Source organism: uncultured Bacillus sp., from assembly GCF_958411575.1.
In the GTDB taxonomy this organism is placed as follows: domain Bacteria; phylum Bacillota; class Bacilli; order Bacillales; family Bacillaceae; genus Bacillus; species Bacillus spizizenii.
Map to the genome: position 1 here is coordinate 88871 of NZ_CATYRA010000010.1, position 19308 is coordinate 108178.

Here is a 19308-nt window from a genome sequence, read left to right on the forward strand (position 1 = left end):
AGAATAAAACAGGAAAAGGGAACGTTAAAACACGTCCCGCTCTCCATTGGTTATTTATGTTTGAATCTTGCATACGCGTATGTTCCGGCAAACGGCATGATCAATACAATAGCCATCCCGATTGCAAACGCCCCCCAGTACTGGCTCATAATTGAGAAAATCCCCGGCACGCCGCCGACACCGACGGAGCTTGCCAGCACACCTTGAGAAGAAATATACATTCCGGCCAGCCCGGAGCTGACCATCGCAATGATAAACGGGAATCTGTATCGCAGATTCACTCCGAAGATGGCAGGTTCTGTAATGCCGAGATAAGCAGAAATCCCTGATGTGAGGGAAAGGCCTTTTTGTTTCTCATCTTTCACGATAAACATCATGGCCAGCGCAGCCGAACCTTGTGCGATATTAGAAAGCGCCAGCATCGGCCATAAAAATGTGCCGCCAAGCTTCGAGCCGATGAGCTGCAGGTCGACTGCAAGAAACGTGTGATGCATGCCGGTAATGACGAGCGCTGAGTAGAAACCGCCATATAACAAACCGCCCAGTGCGGCAAAAGAGCCGAACACTGAGATAAGGCCTGAAGTCAGCACGTTTCCGATCGCAAATGTAACCGGGCCGATAATGATAAAAGAGGCAAAGCCTGTTACGAGAAGCGTTATCGGTGCGACGACGAGCAGCTGTATGCCTTCAGGTGTACGCTTTGTTAAAAACAACTCAATCTTCGCCAGCACATAGGATGCCAGCAAAATCGGGAGTACCTGTCCCTGATAGCCGACTTTCTGCACCTCAAGGCCGAACAAATTCCATACCGGGATCTTTCCACTTTGTTCCGCTGCGCCATATCCCCACGCATTCAGCAAATCAGGATGCACGAGCATAACGCCGAGCACAATACCGAGCAGCGGATTGCCGCCGAACCGTTTGACCGCAGACCAGCCGATTAACGCAGGCAAAAACGTAAAGGCCGTGCCTGCAATCAGGTTAATCATATTAGCGAGATCCGCCCACTGCGGATAGACCTCCACAATCGACTTTGTACTGAAGAAAATGCCTTGCTCCGTTAAAATGTTATTGATCCCCATCAAGAGACCCGCCGTGACAATCGCAGGCAATATCGGAATAAAAATGTCTGCAAGCGTTTTCACAGCACGCTGCAAAGGATTCATATTTTTTTCTGAAGCCTTCTTCACTTCATCCTTTGATGACTCGCCAATCCCCGTTTCCTTGACCAGTTCAGCGTACACCTTGTTGACCGTTCCCTGGCCGATCACGACCTGAAACTGCCCGTTTGTCGAAAACGACCCCTTTACAACGTCAATTTGATCAAGCACCTCTTGGTCAACCTTGCTTTCATCTATTAATGCAAAACGCAAACGTGTAACACAATGAGTTGCCGCTGCAATATTTTCAGCACCGCCGACTGCTTCGACAATCTGCCGTGCCGATTTGTTCAGTTCCCCCATGCCAACCCCTCCGTATCCGTTTTTATAACTTGTATATACAACTTATGATTATATTGTATTCCTGTATATACATGTAGTCAACATTTTTTTATAGCGCTTTCATCCTAGATCAAGAATATCTAAAACAGACAAGGTTACCCTAAAAGTCACAAGCACTTATTGAATAAGACATAAAAAAAAGCAGGGTGAGCCTCTATGAACAAACGCGATGAAGCGCTTCAGCTCATCAAAGAGCTTGAAGACAATCAGGACAGACCGATCTCTCCCGATTTAAAGGAAAACCTCGATACTCTGACCTTATTAACAGAAGGCTGCTCAGACATCGTATTTAGACATTTTGACTTTGGAAACGGGCTGTGCGGATTTATTGTTTATATCGAAGGAATTGTAAAATCTGAACATATTCAGGATCACGCCCTCCTTCCTTTCTTGAGGCATCTGACGGATCAGATAGAGGAATATGAAGAGGCGCTGCAAAACACATTATCGATTTCAAGCGTTGCGTCAGAAACAAGTGTAAGCAAAGTGGCTGCATCCATCATTGAAGGGAACGCAGTTTTATTTGCCGACAGGCATTCAAAATGCCTGATCTTAAAAATAAAAGGCGGTCAAAGAAGAAGCATTGAAGAACCGATAACAGAATCGACCATCAGAGGATCGAGAGAGGGCTTCACTGAAAGCCTCAGGGTCAATACCGCTCTTGTGCGCTTTCGCATCAAAACGCTACAACTTAAAATGATCTCTTTTAAAATCGGCACGAAAACAAAAACAGACATAGTCTTGGCCTATATTGACGGGATTGCCGATCCAAAGGTTATTGACAAAGTGAAAAAAAGAATCAAAAAGATCAAGATTGATGCCGTCTTAGAAAGCGGGTATATTGAAGAGTTTATCGAAGATGACACGTACTCGCCCTTCCCCCAGCTGCAATACACAGAAAGGCCCGATACCGTCGCCGCCCAACTTCTCGAAGGCCGATTTGCCATTTTCACAGATAATACGCCTTTTGTCTTAACAGGCCCGATTACGTTTTGGCAGCTGATGCAGGCAAGTGAAGATTACTATGAGCGCTATTTGATGTCTAACTTAATCCGCTGGCTGCGCTATATGTTTTTATTCTTTGCTCTTTATTTGCCGGCAATATATGTTGCTGTTATTACATACCATCAGGATTTAATGCCGACAAACTTAATGTTCAGCGTGGCATCTGCCCGTGAACCGATTCCTTTCCCAGCCATCGTGGAAGCATTAATTATGGAAATTTCCTTTGAGGCCCTTCGTGAAGCAGGCGTTCGGCTGCCTAAAACGATCGGCCAGACCGTCAGTATTCTCGGCGCCCTTGTCATCGGGACGGCCGCCGTTGAAGCGGGAATTGTGTCAGCCCCCATGGTGATCATCGTATCGTTAACAGGGATCGCGTCATTTACAATTCCGCGGTTTAATTTAGCCATTTCCATCAGGATGCTTCGTTTCCCGCTTATGATTTTGGCAAGCATTTTCGGGATATTCGGTATTATGCTCGGGACGATTATCTTAGTGCTTCATTTGTGCAAGCTGCAATCTTTCGGCGTTCCTTATTTATCAGGGATTTCTCCGTTTAAACGTGATGAAGTAAAAGACATTTTTGTCAGAGCGCCTTGGTGGACGATGACCAGAAGGCCGGGCACGTATTCACGTAGCAACGGACAGAAGGGCGCGAAAAGAGAGGACCCTCAAGATGAAGAAAACAATATATAAATGTGCTGCGCCGCTTCTCGTTTGTATACTTCTAGCGGGATGCTGGGACCGGACAGAAATCAATGACATCGCATTTGTCGTCAGCTCTGCAATTGATAAGAAAAAAGATCAGTATCGAGTGGCCATGCAGATTCCCTTGGTTGGCCAATTAGGCGGACAAACAGGAGGAGGTGGCGGAACTGCCAGTTCAAAAACATGGTATGTCGATTCAGCTTCCGGCACTACGATAAAAGAAGCGAACAACAAACTGCAAACCTCCTTATCCCGGACGATCAATACATCCCACAGGCGTACGGTCGTGATTGGAGAGGATATGGCGAGAGACGGCGTCGCCCCAGTCTTTGATATTTTAACCCGAAATCCGCAGAACAGATTAACGGCGCTCATTTTAATCAGCCGGGGAGAAGCGCGGGACATTTTAAACACCGACGTTCAGCTTGAACAGTTTCCTGCGGAAATGATTCGGGAGCTGGCTATTTTGGCGACGAACCGCCCCGTTTTTTTAAGCAGGTTCATGTCAGACCTATTAGAAAAAGGCAGCGATGCGTATGCGCCAGTCATCACCGCATCTAAAACAAAGCCCGGCGGGAAAGGGAAAGCAAATTTAAAAATTGACGGGCTGGCGATCTTTAAAAAGGACAGATTGGTGGATATTTTAAAAAAGGAACACATGACAGCTGCCCTGATTTTATTGAATCAAGCCCGTCAGCCAGAATTCATATTAGACCTGCCGAATCAAATGGGGAAAGCGACCATTCAGCTTCAAAAGTCCAATGCATCCTTCCATGCGGCTGAAAAAAACGGAAAGCTGTCGATGACAATCGAGATCAGAGCCAAAGGAATTATAATGGAGAATCAATCCACTTATGAAACGAGAGAAAATGACCAATTTTACATCATACAAAAAGCATTAAACAGGGCTGTAAGGGAAGAAGTAATCAGCACCGTTCATCGCCTTCAAAAGCGAAAGGCGGACCCGGCAGGTTTCCAAAACCGAACGATCAGAAGCATGGACATCACAAACAATCTGCTTAGAAAGGATTGGGATGAGGTCTACAAGGACATGGAGATTCACGTCAACCCAATTGTGACGATTGAGCAAGGCGGAGTCTTGTATAAAACGATCAGCCATTAATGGAGGTGCACCGGCATGATCAGCTATATTGTACAGGCATTGATTGTGTGCATTGCCATTTACGCATATGAATGGAAGAATTTTCGTTCCGCTAACACCGCAACAAAATGGGCTTTCAGCCTGCTGATTGCAGGAAGTATTTTTCTGTGGATTTATATGAGAGTGAATCCCCTGCTTCCGCGGCTGGGACACCTATTTAAATATATTCCGTTTTGAACATGACAGAAAGGATGTGCTTTATGGATAAGACTTCTGCATATCAAGGATTATTTTTCGGAGCGCTGTATACGTTAGCGGTCGGACTGAAGCATGCCCCGATCCTCATGATCGAATCGGCAAAACAAAACGCCTGGCACAGCTACATCCTCGGCGTTATCCTCGTGATTCCAGCACTCTGGCTGATGCACAGGCTGATGAAAAAGCATCAGGATCAAAATATCTATGAGCTGCTGAGCGATTCCTCTCCAATCGCCGGCAGGTTTATTATTTTGCTGTTCACTTTATATTTCCTATTAATTAACGCTCATGACATACGTTTCTTTATCAATTTAATTAACATTTTATTTCTCCCGAGAACACCGATGGCCGTTCTTGGCGGCGTTATTATCTTTGTAGCGATCTGTATTGCCAGAGAGGGCAAAGAAACGTTGACCAGAATGGCGCAAATTTTTTTATTTCCATTCGGCACCCTGGTCTTGTTCCTTCCATTTACGCTGGCCACACAAATTGAGCTGCAAAATATAACACCGGTCTTTGAAGGGCCGATCCAATACCTTCAATCAGGCTTTTATGCGTTCGGAACAATGGGGGAATTGATCATCTTGCCGCTTCTCTTCTCAAGCCGGAGCGTTCCGCTGAAACATACCATTATCGCGATCCTGCTGGGAGCTTTATTGCTAGCCGTGATGTTATTTTCTTCAATTTCTGTCTTTGGTCCTAACCTGACATCTACTTTCTTTGATCCGGCCTATATGGTGATCAGACAGATCCGCATTACGGATTTCCTGGATCGTTCAGACCTGATCATCGCGGCCTTATGGATTCCGGTCATTATGGTGAAGATAGCCGGTTCGCTTTATATTGTGGTATACGGGCTTTCCTTTTTACACTCAAAAATCGATCTGAAAGCCATGTATACACCAACCGGCATGTTTTCGCTTGTATGCAGCTTTTGGTTCTTCCTAAATACAAATCAGCTGATCGACTTTAACAGAATTAAGCCGGTCATTAATGTGGTGATTTCTCTTTTACTGCCTTTATTCATCTATTTGATCATCAAAAGCAAAGCGATGTTTGGCGCTAAAACAAAACACTAAGAATTTTTGGCTTCTTTTGTCTGGTAAACAGGGTTCTGTTTCGTTTTCCCTCTATCTTTCAGGTAATACTGTTCAGATGTAAAAAATTCGGTATATAGCGCTTTTACCTTTCTGCTCAATAACAGCAGCGCAATTACATTCGGGACAACAATAAAAACTAATGCTAAGTCCAATATGCCCCAGATGGCTTTTGCTCCGCCTGCGGCACCTATGATAATAGCCGCTAAATAAACGAACTTGATCACATGTCCTGCCAGCCGCCCGAACAGAAATTCAGCTTGCTTTACGCCGTAAAAAATGACAACCATGATGGTCGATACAACAAAGAAAACGAGAGAAACCGAGACGAAATACCCTCCGCCAGAACCAAAATAGTGCTGAAATGCAGCAGTCGTCAGTGCGGCCGGATCATTTGATGCATTCTTTCCTGTCCAGACACCGGATGAAAGGACGATAAAAGCGGTGGTGGTGCAGATGATCAAAGTGTCAATGACAATGCCGATCACAGACCAGAATCCTTGCCTTACAGGGTGATCCGTTTTTGCCGCCGCATGTGCAATCGGGGCGGTTCCCATTCCGGCTTCATTAGAATACAGCCCGCGGGCAAATCCCCAGCGAACGGTTTCAGCCAGGGCAGCGCCAGCGAATCCTCCAACAGCTGAAGAAGAGGTAAACGCATTCGAAAAGATAAGAGAGAAAAACGCCGGCACTGATGAAAGGTTCATCAGAACAATGAGGAGACCGGCTCCCACGTATGCCCCTGCCATAAGAGGCACGACAAACTCTGTTACTTTTCCAATCCGCTTTACCCCTCCTATTACCACTAACCCGATCAAAAACGCAATGCCGATTCCCGCGTATATTTTATTGAAGGAAAACGTTTCGGCAAGAGAGACTGAAACCGAATTCCCCTGAACCATAATGCTCGGTATCAGCTCCACGATCAGTGCAACAGAGAAAAATACGCCGAGCCATTTCATGCGCAGCCCTTTTGTTATGTAATACATCGGTCCCCCAACAAATTCCCCCTGCTCATTTTTTTCTCTGTAATGAACAGCAAGCACACTTTCAGAAAACTTAATCGCCATGGCAAATAAGGCAATAAGCCACATCCAAAAAACCGCTCCGGGTCCGCCAAACATAATAGCGGCAGGCACCCCGACAATGTTCGCGGCACCGATTGTTGAGCTGAGCGCTGACGTCAATGCCTGAAGCGGAGTGACTGTGCCCTCTCCCTTCGGCTTTTTTCCTACACTGCCGATCGTCTGTTTCAAAATGTATAAAGGATAGCGAAATTGAAAACATTTCAGCAAAATGGTGAAGTACAATCCCGTCCCCGTCAGCAAGATGATTAGCGGCGGACCCCACAGCCAGTCAGAAATACGCTCTATCCATTCCAATAGTTGTTCCATCCCATCACCCTTTTTTCGTTTATGAGTCATTTCCCCACAGACGGTTAAACATAAACCTTTTAGACAGAGACCACTGGAACATAAAGAGGATGGCTTCTATCAATCGCCATCCTTCAGACAAGGCAAATCAGCTGGAAGAAGGTCTGTTTCGTCCAAGCCGGTCATATACTTTATTCTTATAAAAGGCGGACGCTGGCTTTGAAAACATGCCTTTTTTGTCGACAAGCTTATCAAGCAGCACCTGCTTTTCGGTTTTTTTTCTGATTAATAGCTCACGTTCTTTTTCGTCATAGCATTTTGCGATTAAATGGTCGATGGTCATGAGCTCTTTTTTGAGCGCGCCCTCGTCCTCTGCCATTCCCGCATTTTTTAACATACGGTAGCTCATGCGGAGCGATTCCGGCAAATGTGCCGCGTCATCCTTTGGCAGCGGTTTTCCCATTCCCGGAAGGTTTTCAAATTCTCCGTCTTTGATGGCACGCTTAATTTTATCTTCAGACACAATATGGGAAAAATCCATCATTCCACCTCTTTTCATTTATACCTATATTTTATCATACATCTCCCATAGTACCATTTTATTCCTTTATTTCTAGAAAGAAACCTTATTTTACATTTGGCAATATGTCAAGCGAAACGTTGATTCGACGGCGTTTTTCGCCACTTTCTCCACCCGACGATTTTCACTTTTCTAATCTGCTGATTCGTGTTATATTGGATACGTTCGTTTTTTCTATCGTTTCGCTCGAACTGTGATCGGAAAAAAGGAGTGTAACAATGAAAACATTTATAAAAGAAAGAGGACTGGCCTTCTTCTTAATTGCGGTCGTCCTGTTATGGATCAAAACGTATGTCGGTTATGTCCTGAATTTCAACTTAGGAATAGACAACACGATACAAAAAATATTGCTTTTTGTGAATCCTTTAAGCTCAAGCTTGTTCTTTCTTGGCTTTGGACTCTTGTTCAAGAAAAAATTACAGCAGACAGCCATTATAGTGATTCATTTTTTAATGTCTTTTTTACTGTACGCAAACATTGTGTACTACAGATTTTTCAATGATTTTATTACAATTCCGGTCATTATGCAGGCTAAAACAAACGGCGGCCAACTCGGTGACAGCGCATTTTCGCTGATGAGACCGACTGACGCCTTTTACTTTATCGACACGATCATTCTGATCATCTTGGCGATCAAAGTGAACAAGCCCGCCGAAACGTCCAGCAAAAAATCGTTCCGAATCGTTCTTGCGTCTTCGATTCTTGTGTTCTTAATCAACTTGGCAGTTGCGGAATCAGACCGACCTGAATTGCTGACAAGATCATTCGACCGAAACTATCTTGTGAAATACTTGGGAACGTACAATTTTACGATTTATGACGCGGTGCAGAATATCAAATCCAACAGCCAGCGTGCGCTTGCCGATTCCAGCGACGTGACGGAAGTGGAAAACTACATGAAAGCCAACTACGACGTGCCGAATAACGTGTATTTCGGCAAAGCGGAAGGCAAAAACGTCATTTACGTTTCACTTGAATCTCTGCAGACCTTTGCCATCGACTATAAAATTGACGGCAAAGAAGTCACACCGTTCTTAAATAAACTGGCACACGATAACGAAACGTTCTACTTTGATAACTTTTTCCACCAAACGGGACAAGGTAAAACATCTGATGCGGAATTTATGATGGAAAACTCTCTGTACCCGCTGGCTCAAGGTTCAGTTTTCGTAAACAAAGCACAAAACACGCTTCAATCCGTTCCGGCGATTTTGAAGTCTAAGGATTACACATCTGCTGCGTTCCACGGAAACACGCAGACGTTCTGGAACCGTAACGAAATGTACAAAGCAGAAGGCATCGATAAGTTCTTTGATTCTGCCTACTATGACATGAACGAAGAAAACACGAAAAACTACGGCATGAAGGATAAACCGTTCTTCAAAGAATCAATGCCGCTGTTAGAAAGCCTGCCGCAGCCGTTCTATACGAAGTTCATTACCTTATCTAACCACTTCCCATTCGGAATGGATGAGGGGGATACAGACTTCCCGGCTGGAGACTTTGGTGACTCTGTCGTCAACAACTACTTCCAGTCAGCCCATTACCTTGATCAGTCCATTGAACAATTCTTCAATGACCTGAAAAAAGACGGGTTATATGATAAATCGGTTATCGTGATGTACGGAGACCACTACGGCATCTCTGAAAACCACAATAAAGCGATGGCCAAAGTTCTTGGCAAAGATGAAATCACTGATTATGACAACGCCCAGCTTCAACGGGTGCCGCTCTTTATCCACGCTGCCGGCGTGAAGGGCGAGAAAGTTCATAAATATGCCGGTGACGTCGATGTGGCTCCTACCATTCTGCATTTGCTCGGAGTGGATACGAAAGACTATCTGATGTCCGGTTCTGATATTTTATCTAAAGAACACCGTGAAGTGATTCCGTTCCGTAATGGAGACTTTATTTCACCGAAGTACACGAAAGTATCCGGCAAGTATTACGATACGAAAACCGGAAAAGAGCTTGATGAATCCGAAATCGACAAGTCAGAAGACTCACTCGTCAAGAAGGAACTTGAAATGTCCGATAAAATCATAAACGGAGACCTGTTGCGTTTCTATGAGCCGAAAGGTTTTACGAAGGTGAACCCTTCCGATTATGATTACACAAAACACGACGAAGATTCTTCCGAAACGTCAACGGATGATGAAGATAAATAAGAAAAAGCAGAGAGGCTAGCCTCTCTGCTTTTTTTATTTCACCGCAGCTCTCAATTCCTCCGCAGCAAATTCGACATTCGGGCCAATGATCACTTGAACCGATTGCCCGCCTGATTTGACGACCCCTTTTGCGCCTGCTTTCTTTAGCAGCGTTTCATCCACTAAAGCGGTATCCTTCACAGTCAGCCGCAGTCTTGTGGCGCAATGATCAATGGTTTGAAGGTTTTCTTTTCCGCCGAGCCCTTTCAGCATAAGGTTTTCATTGACATCCTGAACAGTATTTTCATCCAGCACTTCATCCACATCATCATCTTCGCGTCCCGGCGTTTTTAAATTCAATGCCTTAATCAGTACATAAAACACAATAAAATAGACTGCCGCATAGCATATACCTACCAGAAGCAACAGCAGCGGTTTTTCTGCAATTCCGTAGCTCAGCACATAATCAATGGCTCCGGCAGAAAAAGAGAAGCCTGAGCGGATGCCGAGCCAGTTGACGATAAATAAAGACAGCCCGGTTAAAACCGCGTGAACAGCGTATAATAGCGGAGATAAAAACATAAATGCAAACTCAATCGGCTCCGTAATCCCTGTGATAAACGCAGTCAAGGCAAACCCAATCATCATTCCCGCCGTTGCTTTCCGTTTTGACGGCTTTGCAGTCACAACCATAGCCAGACACGCCGCCGGAAGACCAAACATCATGATTGGGAAGAAGCCGGTCATATATGTCCCTGCTGTCGGATCTTTCGCGAAAAAGCGAGCCAGATCTCCGGTCACTCCGTTATATTCTCCGAATTGGAACCAGAAAATATTATTCAGCACGTGGTGAAGGCCAAGCGGAATTAACAGCCTGTTGAACAGGCCGAATATGCCAGCCCCGATGCCGCCGAGCCCAAGCATCCATTCTCCAAACTCGTTAATGCCCGATTGAATCGGCGGCCAGACAACTCCGAATATGCCTGCTAAAATGATCGTAATAATGGCTGTTACAATCGGCACAAGCCGTCTGCCGCTGAAGAATCCAAGATATTCAGGCAGCTTTGTATCCTTAAAGCGATTATAGGTGTAGCCGGCAATTAAACCGGCAATGATTCCCCCAAACACCGCCATGTTGTTTGTTTTATCAATTGTCTTTGTCGCCGCGTCAAGCATCAGATATGATATTGCTCCTGACAGCCCCGCGGCCCCATTGCTGTCCTTTGAAATGCCAATGGCAATTCCGATCGCGAAAATAAGCGGCAGATGATCAAAAACCGCCGTCCCCGCTTGATAGACAAACGGGATATTAAATAAATCCTCTCTGCCAAGCGCAAGGATAATCCCGACTGCAGGCAGAACCGCAATCGGGAGCATAAATGACTTCCCGAGTTTTTGTAAAAATGAAAGCATACCCATCCCCCTCTTACCCTTTTTTTTCAAATATACCATATAGGATATCTAGTGATCTATACCAATTTTCCCGGGATATTTCTTTTTTCCCAGGTCCGTGTGTTTCCTATTTTTAAGACAGATGTGGTAAGCTTAAACTAGATTATTTAAAAAGAAAGCGGGAATGACAGATGATTGTAACAAACGATCAAGAATTAGAAGGCCTGAAAAAAATCGGAAGAATCGTTGCGCTGGCGCGTGAAGAAATGAAACGGAAAGCAGAGCCCGGCATGAGCACAAAAGACCTTGACCTTATCGGAAAAGCAGTGCTTGATGAGCATGGCGCCGTTTCAGCTCCTGAGAAAGAATACGACTTTCCGGGTGTGACATGCATCAGCGTAAATGATGAAGTGGCCCACGGCATACCAAGCACTTCCAAAATTTTAAAAGCGGGAGATCTTGTGAACATTGACATCTCAGCTGAATTTGGTGGCTTCTATTCCGACACAGGCATCTCATTTGTGCTCGGTGAAGGAGAAGAACGCCTTCATAAGCTTTGCCAATGCGCGGAAGACGCTTTTCAAAAAGGGCTGCAGCAGGCAAAAGCAGGCAAGCGCCAAAACCAAATCGGAAGAGCCGTTTATCATGAAGCACGATCTCAAGGATTTACCGTCATCAAAACCCTGACCGGCCATGGAATTGGCAGAAGCCTTCATGAAGCGCCGAACCACATCATGAACTATTATGATCCGTTTGATAACGCGCTTTTCAAAAACGGCACAGTCATCGCGCTTGAACCGTTTATTTCAACGAAAGCGGAAACGATTGTTGAAGCTGGAGACGGCTGGACGTTCAAGACACCGGATAAAAGCATGGTTGCCCAAGTTGAACACACCATCGTCATCACAAAAGATGAACCGATTATCCTGACAAAACTGTAAAACACATTCCGGGCTGCCGGATGGTTTAACCTCCTCCAATTGCAGGTAAAACATCACTATTCGCAGGAGGAGGTATTGCAATGAACAGAGATCAAGAAAAAATCCAAATTGAAAACGAAATGAATGCAATGCATGGCACAACAAAAGAAGAAATTTTAAAAGACTTTGAGGAATTTAAAGACTATCTGAGTAAACAAGTGAACCGAGGCAAAAAGCTGGGATTGGATGACGGCAAGCTTGTGAAAAGCGCCGCGATCCTGGGAGACTACCTCGCGAAGCATGAAGAGCCGCACAACAGTGAAGAAATGCTGCTGCAAGAACTTTGGAGCGTTGCGGACGAAGATGAGAAAAAACATTTGGCACAGCTGCTGGTCAAATTGGTTGATAAGCAATAAAAACACGAGCCGGGCGCATATGCTGCCCGGCTTTCTTGATATTGTCACAGCCCGGCTCTTCCAGATATGCTACACTACTATTATGTCTGTGAAAGGAGCCTTTATCTGCATGTGGTTTATTATTTTCGGCATCATTTTTTTCATTGAAGGCATCATTATGACCGTTTACGGCGTGAAGAAAAAAAACGGGATGCTCACATATATCGGCATTGTTTTCAGCATTATGACATTCGGCGTTGTCATGATCAAACTAACCGGCCATTAATTCATATTCAGCTTTTACTCGGCATATACATACAGAAGGACATTCGCACAACTAGTGCGAAAGGCTCAGTTTTTCCCGCATCTCTTTTCAGCATCATTCCATGGATGTTACAATGCCAATCGTTTGGTAAAATCCTCTCCATTGGGAGAGATAGGGAAAGGAGTTTTCTGACATGCATTACGGCAGTAAAGGCTGGTATGTGGCAGAATTAAAAAAGCAGGGGATCACGCACCATGAAGGAAGAAAGCTTCAAAGCTATAAAACCTATTTTCTTGCCAACCTGCTTGAAACAAAGAAAAAATAATTATAAGAATGGTAAAGCCGCGCATGTTGATATGCGCGGCTTTTTTTCTACTCAACCGGCAGCAGCCTGTCCCTTTTTTTCATAAAGGACGCTCTCCAGCTTTCCGATAGTGCGTCTTCACTTAAAATCCGTTCAATGGCGGCGAGATTTTTTGCATCATGGTAGTTGATACGGTTGGCAAATTGGACTGATATGGCTTTCTCGCCTCTGGACAGCAATTCCAGTTTGGCGCCGGGAGACACCCTGCCCTCTTCCAGCACACGAAAATAAAAGCCGGTATAGCCGGTTTTCTGAACCTTCAGCACCATTTCCTTAACGCCAAACTTTTTCGCAAGCTTTACACACGGCTGGCGCGGCTGGCTGACCTGAACAACAGCTTCATCAAGCTTGAACACATCCCCGATGCAAACGTTCTCCTCGGTCAGACCCGCGACCGTCAGATTTTCACCAAATGCGGCGCTAGGCAGCGTTCTTGAGAGAAACTCTTCCCAAAACGGATAATGCTCGGCCGGGTAGACACAGACAGCCTTATCAGGTCCGCCGTGATTGACGAGATCCGCCTGTCCGTCACCTTCAAAATTCTCCCGATGCAGCATAACAGCGGAATCAGCGGGCTGCTTCATAATGCCGGTTTTAATTTTTTTGCCGTCATACTCAAGCGTCTGTGGCTTTCCGAGATTAAGAGAAAGAACTGGATAGTGCAGTGACTTCATAAACACATCCCCTTTACAGGTTGTAAAATGATTGATTATCATAAAAAGAAAAGGTGGTTTTTACATGCTTCAATACCGAATCGTTGCAGGCGGCCGGGTTCAAGGTGTGGGCTTTCGCTATTTTGTTCAAATGGAAGCCGATAAGCGAAAACTGGCCGGCTGGGTCAAAAACCGTGATGACGGCCGTGTCGAGATTTTGGCAGAAGGCCCGGAAAACGCCTTACAATCATTTCTTGAGGCTGTAAAGAAAGGCAGCCCTTTCTCTAAGGTTACCGACGTCTCTGTCACAGAATCCCGCAGCCTTGAAGGCCATCACCGATTTTCCGTTGTTTACTCGTAAGGCTTATCCTGATAAAAGTAATTCGGCTTAACGATTGAGTTGTCATAGGAACGGTGGAAGATATGAGTGGCAGCGGGTGAAATCGGCGGAATCAGCCACGTCCAGTCCCCCGTCAGCTTTCTGCCCGCTTCTTCCTCCTGTTCTTCAAACCGTTTAAACTGGCTTGCGGCCGTATGATGGTCCACGATGCTGACACCTTGCTTTTTATACGAATACAGCACAGCTTTATTCAATTCAACAAGCGCTTGATCCTTCCATAAATCTGTATTGTAATTAGTAGAAATGCCGATAACGGACGCCACTTTTTTGAGCTTGTCGTACCGCTTTTCATCTGCCAGATTTCTCGCTCCGATCTCCGTGCCCATATACCAGCCGTTAAATGGCGCGGCATTATAATGGATACCCCCGACCTCAAGCTTCATATCAGAAATAATTGGCACGCCGTACCATTTCAGCTCCAGATCTGAAAACGCTTCGATTTCAGGATGTGTAATTGGAACCTCGATCACAAGTGAACGCGGCAGCTCATACCAGACCGGCTGTTCGTCACCTCTCATGCGAAAAATGAGCGGCAGCAGATCAAAATCCGTTCGCTCTCCACGCCAGCCAAGCTGCTCGCAGGCTGCCGTCAGGGAACGGGAAGCCGGGTCACCGATTCTTTCCCCGTCTGATTCATATCCAGCGTATCGGATCAGCTGATGATTCCAGATTTCGACTTGCTTTTCACCCTTCTCTTCCGGAGGGAAAATCGTAATGCTCGGCCTGATTTTCCCGTTATTGGTGGCGGTTTCAATGTGATGAAAGAGGGCATCCCGCACATCCTCCTTCGTCCGGACGTCACGTCTGTCGATGACATTCAGCGAATTCCAAAACAATCTGCCGATGCAGCGGTTGCTGTTTCTCCAAGCCATTTTCGCCCCGTGCTCGATTTCTTCCTTCGTATGTACATAGCTTCCGGTCCGGTCAATTTCACTTTTAATGCTATCGAGACGGTCTTTCACCTCCTCCTCCTTTCCCAATTCCTGATAGCATTCGGCAATAAACGCTTTCGCTTCGTTCCAGAGTATTTCTTTTTCTTCCAACAAACTCTCCCCTTCAAATCGCATTCATGCTTTTCATTGTAACGTTTTTAAGCCGGAAGACAAATGATTTTTCTGTATCTTCTTGGAAAACGATAAAAAAACACCCGCGTTTCCGGGTGTCAAAGAGACGATAAACGATTTGACAATTCAATTAAGTCACTGCGAAAGTTTTTGCCGGTCATCGGTATGCCATGTCCCGTCAGCAGTGCTTCCGGTTCAAGGCCGGCAAGCTTCTGTATGGATTCGGCTGCAGCCCCTGTGTCAGGCGTGAAATAAGCCGGCGGCCCATGAAGCTCCTGTTTTTGAATCAAGACGTCTGCCATTTTCTCCTGTTCTACTGTAATGACAGCATCACCTGCCACAAGCACGCGCCCGTCCTCGCGGAATAACGAAATATGGCCAGGGGTGTGTCCGGGAGTCGCAATCCACATCCACTCGTCAAGAAACGGTACAGAGCCATCTTCCGGCAGTGCCTGTACATGTGAGGAAATATCGATGGAGTGCCGCGGAAACAGCGGCGACAGTTTGGCGACCAGCCCGCTATTACTGTCAGGACGAGCCGGAGGATAATCCTCTTTACCTGTTACATAAGGCATTTCCCGAGAATGGACATAAACAGGGACATCCCAATGTTCAAGGATCTCTTCTATCGCACCGATATGATCAAAGTGCCCGTGTGTGAGGATAATCGCCTTCAGCTGAAAATCATCGCCGAATCTTTGTTTGGCTTCATTTACAATCATGCCGGCTGATTGAGGCATGCCGGCATCAATTAAAACAAATGAGCGAGGTTCAGAAGGCAGCTGAATAAAATAGACATTCGCAATTTGCACGGTCAGGCCGTGCACCCCTTTTGCCGCTTCGAACCCCGTTCCGCTTCTGACTGAAGTCATCGGCATATAAGGATCACTCATGATGACACCTCCGGTATGTTGTATGCCGTTAGTGTGTGTCATTACGCCTGAATTATCATACGGAAATAGAGATCGAACCGATCAATAGAGCGATAGCCGTCATGACGATCACTGCGAGAACCGCCCATTTCAAGGCGAATTTTTGATGGTCGTCAATAGAAACTCCGACAAGTCCGACAAGCAAATGAGTGGATGGCACAAGCGGACTCAGCATATGAATCGGCTGGCCGATAATAGAGGCTCTGGCAATTTCCACTTTATCGACACCGTATGCGACAGCCGTTTCTGATAAAATCGGCAGCACCCCGTAGAAATACGCGTCATTCGGCATCAGGAATGTGAAAATGCCGCTTGTTAAGGCCACTATCGCCGGGATCAACCCGCCCATTTGTTCAGGAATCATAGACACAAGCGAAATCGCCATTTCATCAACCATTTTGGTGCCTGTCAAAATCCCCGTAAAAACCCCCGCAGCAAAAATCATGGAGCCGATAGCCAGCACGTTGCTGGAGTGCGCTGCGATGCGCTGTCTCTGATGCTCAAGGTTTGGATAATTCACAATCAGCGCAATACAGAACGCAATGACGAACAGTACGGTTAAACTGACTTTACCCGATACTAAACATCCTATTAAAGAAAGCGTTAACAATAAATTGAACCACCAAAGCTTCGGCCGCTTCCATTCATCTTCAACCGCAGCCGCCGGTTCATTGGCATTTACCGGCTGTTTCAGTTCAATCACGCCTAGGCGCTTTCGTTCCGCTTTTCCAAGCACATACGCAACAGCCACCATACAAAGCATTCCGCTTGCGATGACAGGAATCATCGGCCCTGTAAGCTCAGCCGGATCAACCCCCAGCGCGCTCGCCGCCCGCGGTGTTGCGCCACCCCATGGAATCGTGTTCATGATCCCCATGCCGACTCCCGCGATTCCCGCCAAAATAATTGGCCGGATGCCAAGCAGCAAATAGAGCGGAAGCATTGCGCTTGTCGTAATCATATAAGTAGTCGAGCCATCTCCGTCCAAGGCGACGAGCATCGTAAGAACCGCTGTCCCGACAACAATTTTTAACGGGTCGCCTTTGACCATGCTTAAAATTTTGCCAACCATCGGATCAAACAGCCCTGTATCAATCATAATTCCAAAATATAAGATCGCGAACATAATCATGACCGCAGTCGGCGCGACTTGCTGAATCCCCGAAATCATCATGTCCCCAACTTCAGTAAATCCAAATCCGGCGATAAGTGCAAACACAATCGGCGTCAAAACTAAAGCTGTCAAAACAGAAAGCCGTTTTGTCATGATCAATGCCATAAACACGAGCATCATGAGAAAGCCTAAAATTGCTAACACGTCCATTCCCCCTCAAATGAATCCGCTTACATTTTTTCTCCCTTACTCCCCTTCTTGCCTTTTTGCCATCGTATGGGAAAACCAATCGCAAGTAAATAATTTGGTTTTTTTGTATTTTTAATTTTTTAAAACCGTTTTGTTCTTTTTGATCATTTCCGGGCGCATCAAAAAGATCCCAGAATCCCGGGATCTTAATTCCCTGTCATAATGCTTTGATAAAAAGCGGATTGTTGGTCAAGAAACCGTTTCGTTTCCCTGCTGTTCAAATAAAAGCTTTCCCAGTCCTGTTCATTTATTTTCCGCTTCCACTCTCGCGAGGATGTGACCTTCTTTAGCGCTTGATCCCAGAAAGAAATCTCTTCCTCCGACATGTTTTTCGGACCCAAAACCCCTCTCCAATGTGAAAAAACAAACGGGATCCCCTGCTCCTTCCACGTTGGTACATCAGGAAAACCGGGAAGTCTTTTATCAGACGTTACAGCAGCTAACGTGATATCGCCGTGCCGCTCATATGGTTTCGCTTCAGAAAGTGTCATGGAAGCCGCTTCTATCTCATGTCTGATCAGCGCCTGAATAAGCTGTTCACTGCTGTCATACTGCAAAAATTGAATGTCAAAAGAGTCAATGCCGTACATATCTGCTGCTCTGACGAACGAGAGCTGATCATCATTGCCAAGGCCCGGGGCAAAGCCGATTTTCACCTTGCCGGGATGCATCTTAATCTCATTCAGCAAATCCTTGCCGTTTGTTAACGCCGATCCTTTTGGCAATGCAACCGTCTGCCATTCCTTGGAGAGAATGGCGAGCGGAGTAAAATCGCCAATTTTTAATTTGCTTTGCCCAAGAAGATCATTGCTCAGTATTAAACTGGACGTCATGCTGATGGTCTGTTTGCTGCTTTCGTTGACATATTTCCAGCCTTTATCTCCCCCGCCGCCGGGTTTATAGACGATATGAACCTCATCCTTCACGACCTGCTTCTGTCTCAAAACGGCTTGGATCGCCTGCGCCGTGACGTCCCATCCGCCAGAAGGTTCAGCGGGGACGACAATTTCAATCGGCCCGTCAGGCAGGCGCGGCGCAGCCGCCTGCCTGATGTCCCCCTGCATAAAGATCAATAAAGCAATCAATAGAATCATACATTTTTTCATATTTATTCCGCCGCCAAATAATATTTTCTCTCCGGCCTGCCGATAATCCCGTATTCAAGCTCAGCTCTTGCTTCATCTTTTGCTACAAGGTACTCGGCATAGCGGCGGGCAGTCGTTCGTGACGCCCCCATTTTTTCTCCAAGCTCTTCCGCTGTCAATCCTTCTGACGCAGTTCGAAGCGCTTCCTTAATTTTTCGCAGTGTAATCGAATTAATGCCTGTCGGCAAATCCTCCGCCGGCAAAGATGTCTTCACACTGTTCCCGAAAATATGATCAATCATGGATTGGCTGACCTCTGCCTGAGATAAAAGCAACTTTCTTTTTTCTTTATACTGAAGCAGCACCTGTCTGAACTTGTCAGCCGTTACGGGTTTGATCAAATAGTGGGCAATCCCTGCCCTCAGCGCTTCCTGCAAATGACGGGTTTCTGTTGCCGCTGTGATGATCATAATATCCACTTCAGGAAATCGGTTTCGTATCTCCGGAATCAACGTGGTCCCAAGTTCGTCCGGCATATAAATATCCAGCAAAAGCAAATCAGCCTTTTGTTTCTCCAAAAGCGCCATTGTTTCTTTGGCATTGGCCGCCTTGCCGATAATCTTGAATCCATCAAGCTGTTCAATCAATCTCTCATGGATTTGCGCAACCCGAAAATCATCCTCCGCAATCGCGATGTGAATCAAAT

At 45.9% G+C, this 19308-nt stretch carries 20 protein-coding genes and 1 pseudogene; 10 read left to right on the plus strand and 11 right to left on the minus strand.

All coding sequences use genetic code 11. The features are described from left to right. Positions 1-50: 50 nt before the first annotated feature. Positions 51-1463, minus strand: a complete 1413-nt coding sequence (treP, locus tag Q5C82_RS16260) for a PTS system trehalose-specific EIIBC component (protein ID WP_003223088.1) — start codon at positions 1461-1463, stop codon at positions 51-53. Between the two features lie 195 nt (positions 1464-1658). Here treP and Q5C82_RS16265 point away from each other — a divergent pair, with 195 nt between their 5' ends. Genes Q5C82_RS16265 through Q5C82_RS16280 form a run of 4 tightly spaced genes read left to right on the plus strand, consistent with a single transcriptional unit; the run spans position 1659 to position 5651 of the window. Next, positions 1659-3200 carry a spore germination protein gene (locus Q5C82_RS16265; protein WP_003223086.1) on the plus strand — a complete coding sequence of 514 codons (1542 nt, stop codon included), beginning with the start codon at positions 1659-1661 and terminating at the stop codon, positions 3198-3200. Next, positions 3181-4335 carry a Ger(x)C family spore germination protein gene (locus Q5C82_RS16270; protein WP_003223084.1) on the plus strand — a complete coding sequence of 385 codons (1155 nt, stop codon included), beginning with the start codon at positions 3181-3183 and terminating at the stop codon, positions 4333-4335. Before Q5C82_RS16265 ends, Q5C82_RS16270 begins: the two co-directional genes overlap by 20 nt. Positions 4336-4350: 15 nt before the next feature. Continuing rightward, a complete protein-coding gene (locus Q5C82_RS16275; RefSeq protein ID WP_003223081.1) occupies positions 4351-4551 on the plus strand; it encodes a hypothetical protein in 201 nt (66 codons plus the stop codon). A gap of 23 nt (positions 4552-4574) precedes the next feature. After that, positions 4575-5651, plus strand: coding sequence for an endospore germination permease (locus Q5C82_RS16280; protein WP_003223078.1), 1077 nt, complete (start codon positions 4575-4577; stop codon positions 5649-5651). Here the strand turns inward: Q5C82_RS16280 and Q5C82_RS16285 are convergent. From Q5C82_RS16285 to Q5C82_RS16295, 3 genes and pseudogenes are all read right to left on the minus strand, one after another. Next, positions 5648-7063 (minus strand): sodium:alanine symporter family protein, encoded by a 1416-nt coding sequence (locus Q5C82_RS16285; protein ID WP_032727231.1) that lies wholly within the window; start codon positions 7061-7063, stop codon positions 5648-5650. The genes Q5C82_RS16280 and Q5C82_RS16285 overlap by 4 nt on opposite strands. 127 nt (positions 7064-7190) lie before the next feature. Next, positions 7191-7583 (minus strand): DUF1992 domain-containing protein, encoded by a 393-nt coding sequence (locus Q5C82_RS16290; protein WP_003223073.1) that lies wholly within the window; start codon positions 7581-7583, stop codon positions 7191-7193. 14 nt (positions 7584-7597) lie between these two features. Next, positions 7598-7736: pseudogene (locus Q5C82_RS16295) on the minus strand (hypothetical protein). Between the two features lie 104 nt (positions 7737-7840). Between Q5C82_RS16295 and ltaS the strand changes: the two are divergent. Further along, positions 7841-9790, plus strand: a complete 1950-nt coding sequence (gene ltaS, locus Q5C82_RS16300; protein ID WP_003223071.1) for a lipoteichoic acid synthase — start codon at positions 7841-7843, stop codon at positions 9788-9790. A 33-nt stretch (positions 9791-9823) separates the two neighbouring features. On the opposite strand, the gene nagE is transcribed toward ltaS, so the two are convergent. After that, positions 9824-11182, minus strand: a complete 1359-nt coding sequence (gene nagE, locus Q5C82_RS16305; protein WP_003223069.1) for an N-acetylglucosamine-specific PTS transporter subunit IIBC — start codon at positions 11180-11182, stop codon at positions 9824-9826. A gap of 170 nt (positions 11183-11352) precedes the next feature. Between nagE and map the strand changes: the two genes are divergently transcribed. The 4 genes from map to Q5C82_RS16325 all read left to right on the plus strand — a co-directional run bounded on the left by map (position 11353) and on the right by Q5C82_RS16325 (position 13066). After that, positions 11353-12102 (plus strand): type I methionyl aminopeptidase, encoded by a 750-nt coding sequence (gene map, locus Q5C82_RS16310; RefSeq protein ID WP_003223067.1) that lies wholly within the window; start codon positions 11353-11355, stop codon positions 12100-12102. 80 nt (positions 12103-12182) lie between these two features. Then, positions 12183-12497 (plus strand): DUF3243 domain-containing protein, encoded by a 315-nt coding sequence (locus Q5C82_RS16315; protein WP_003223064.1) that lies wholly within the window; start codon positions 12183-12185, stop codon positions 12495-12497. A gap of 109 nt (positions 12498-12606) precedes the next feature. Then, positions 12607-12762 carry a hypothetical protein gene (locus tag Q5C82_RS16320; protein WP_013307941.1) on the plus strand — a complete coding sequence of 52 codons (156 nt, stop codon included), beginning with the start codon at positions 12607-12609 and terminating at the stop codon, positions 12760-12762. 172 nt (positions 12763-12934) lie between these two features. Then, on the plus strand, positions 12935-13066 hold the full coding sequence (locus Q5C82_RS16325; protein WP_003223059.1) for a YflJ family protein: 132 nt from the start codon (positions 12935-12937) through the stop codon (positions 13064-13066). 47 nt (positions 13067-13113) lie between these two features. Here Q5C82_RS16325 and Q5C82_RS16330 read toward each other — a convergent pair whose 3' ends face one another. Continuing rightward, on the minus strand, positions 13114-13779 hold the full coding sequence (locus Q5C82_RS16330; RefSeq protein WP_003223057.1) for an MOSC domain-containing protein: 666 nt from the start codon (positions 13777-13779) through the stop codon (positions 13114-13116). A 64-nt stretch (positions 13780-13843) separates the two neighbouring features. Between Q5C82_RS16330 and Q5C82_RS16335 the strand changes: the two genes are divergently transcribed. Further along, positions 13844-14119: an acylphosphatase gene (locus Q5C82_RS16335; protein ID WP_013307940.1), complete on the plus strand. Its 276-nt coding sequence runs from the start codon at positions 13844-13846 to the stop codon at positions 14117-14119. Here the strand turns inward: Q5C82_RS16335 and nosA are convergent. The 5 genes from nosA to Q5C82_RS16360 all read right to left on the minus strand — a co-directional run bounded on the left by nosA (position 14110) and on the right by Q5C82_RS16360 (position 19306). Beyond that, complete coding sequence (gene nosA, locus Q5C82_RS16340; protein WP_003223052.1) at positions 14110-15201, minus strand: nitric oxide synthase; 1092 nt, start codon at positions 15199-15201, stop codon at positions 14110-14112. The two genes, Q5C82_RS16335 and nosA, sit on opposite strands and share 10 nt — an antisense overlap. 119 nt (positions 15202-15320) lie before the next feature. Next, positions 15321-16115, minus strand: coding sequence for an MBL fold metallo-hydrolase (locus Q5C82_RS16345; protein ID WP_003223050.1), 795 nt, complete (start codon positions 16113-16115; stop codon positions 15321-15323). A 55-nt stretch (positions 16116-16170) separates the two neighbouring features. Next, positions 16171-17472: a citrate transporter CitM gene (gene citM, locus Q5C82_RS16350; protein ID WP_003223049.1), complete on the minus strand. Its 1302-nt coding sequence runs from the start codon at positions 17470-17472 to the stop codon at positions 16171-16173. A 191-nt stretch (positions 17473-17663) separates the two neighbouring features. Further along, positions 17664-18623, minus strand: a complete 960-nt coding sequence (locus tag Q5C82_RS16355) for a tripartite tricarboxylate transporter substrate binding protein (protein ID WP_003223047.1) — start codon at positions 18621-18623, stop codon at positions 17664-17666. A gap of 2 nt (positions 18624-18625) precedes the next feature. Next, the gene (locus tag Q5C82_RS16360; protein WP_003223045.1) at positions 18626-19306 is read right to left on the minus strand and encodes a response regulator; all 681 of its coding nucleotides are present in this window, start codon (positions 19304-19306) and stop codon (positions 18626-18628) included. Positions 19307-19308 lie beyond the last annotated feature (2 nt).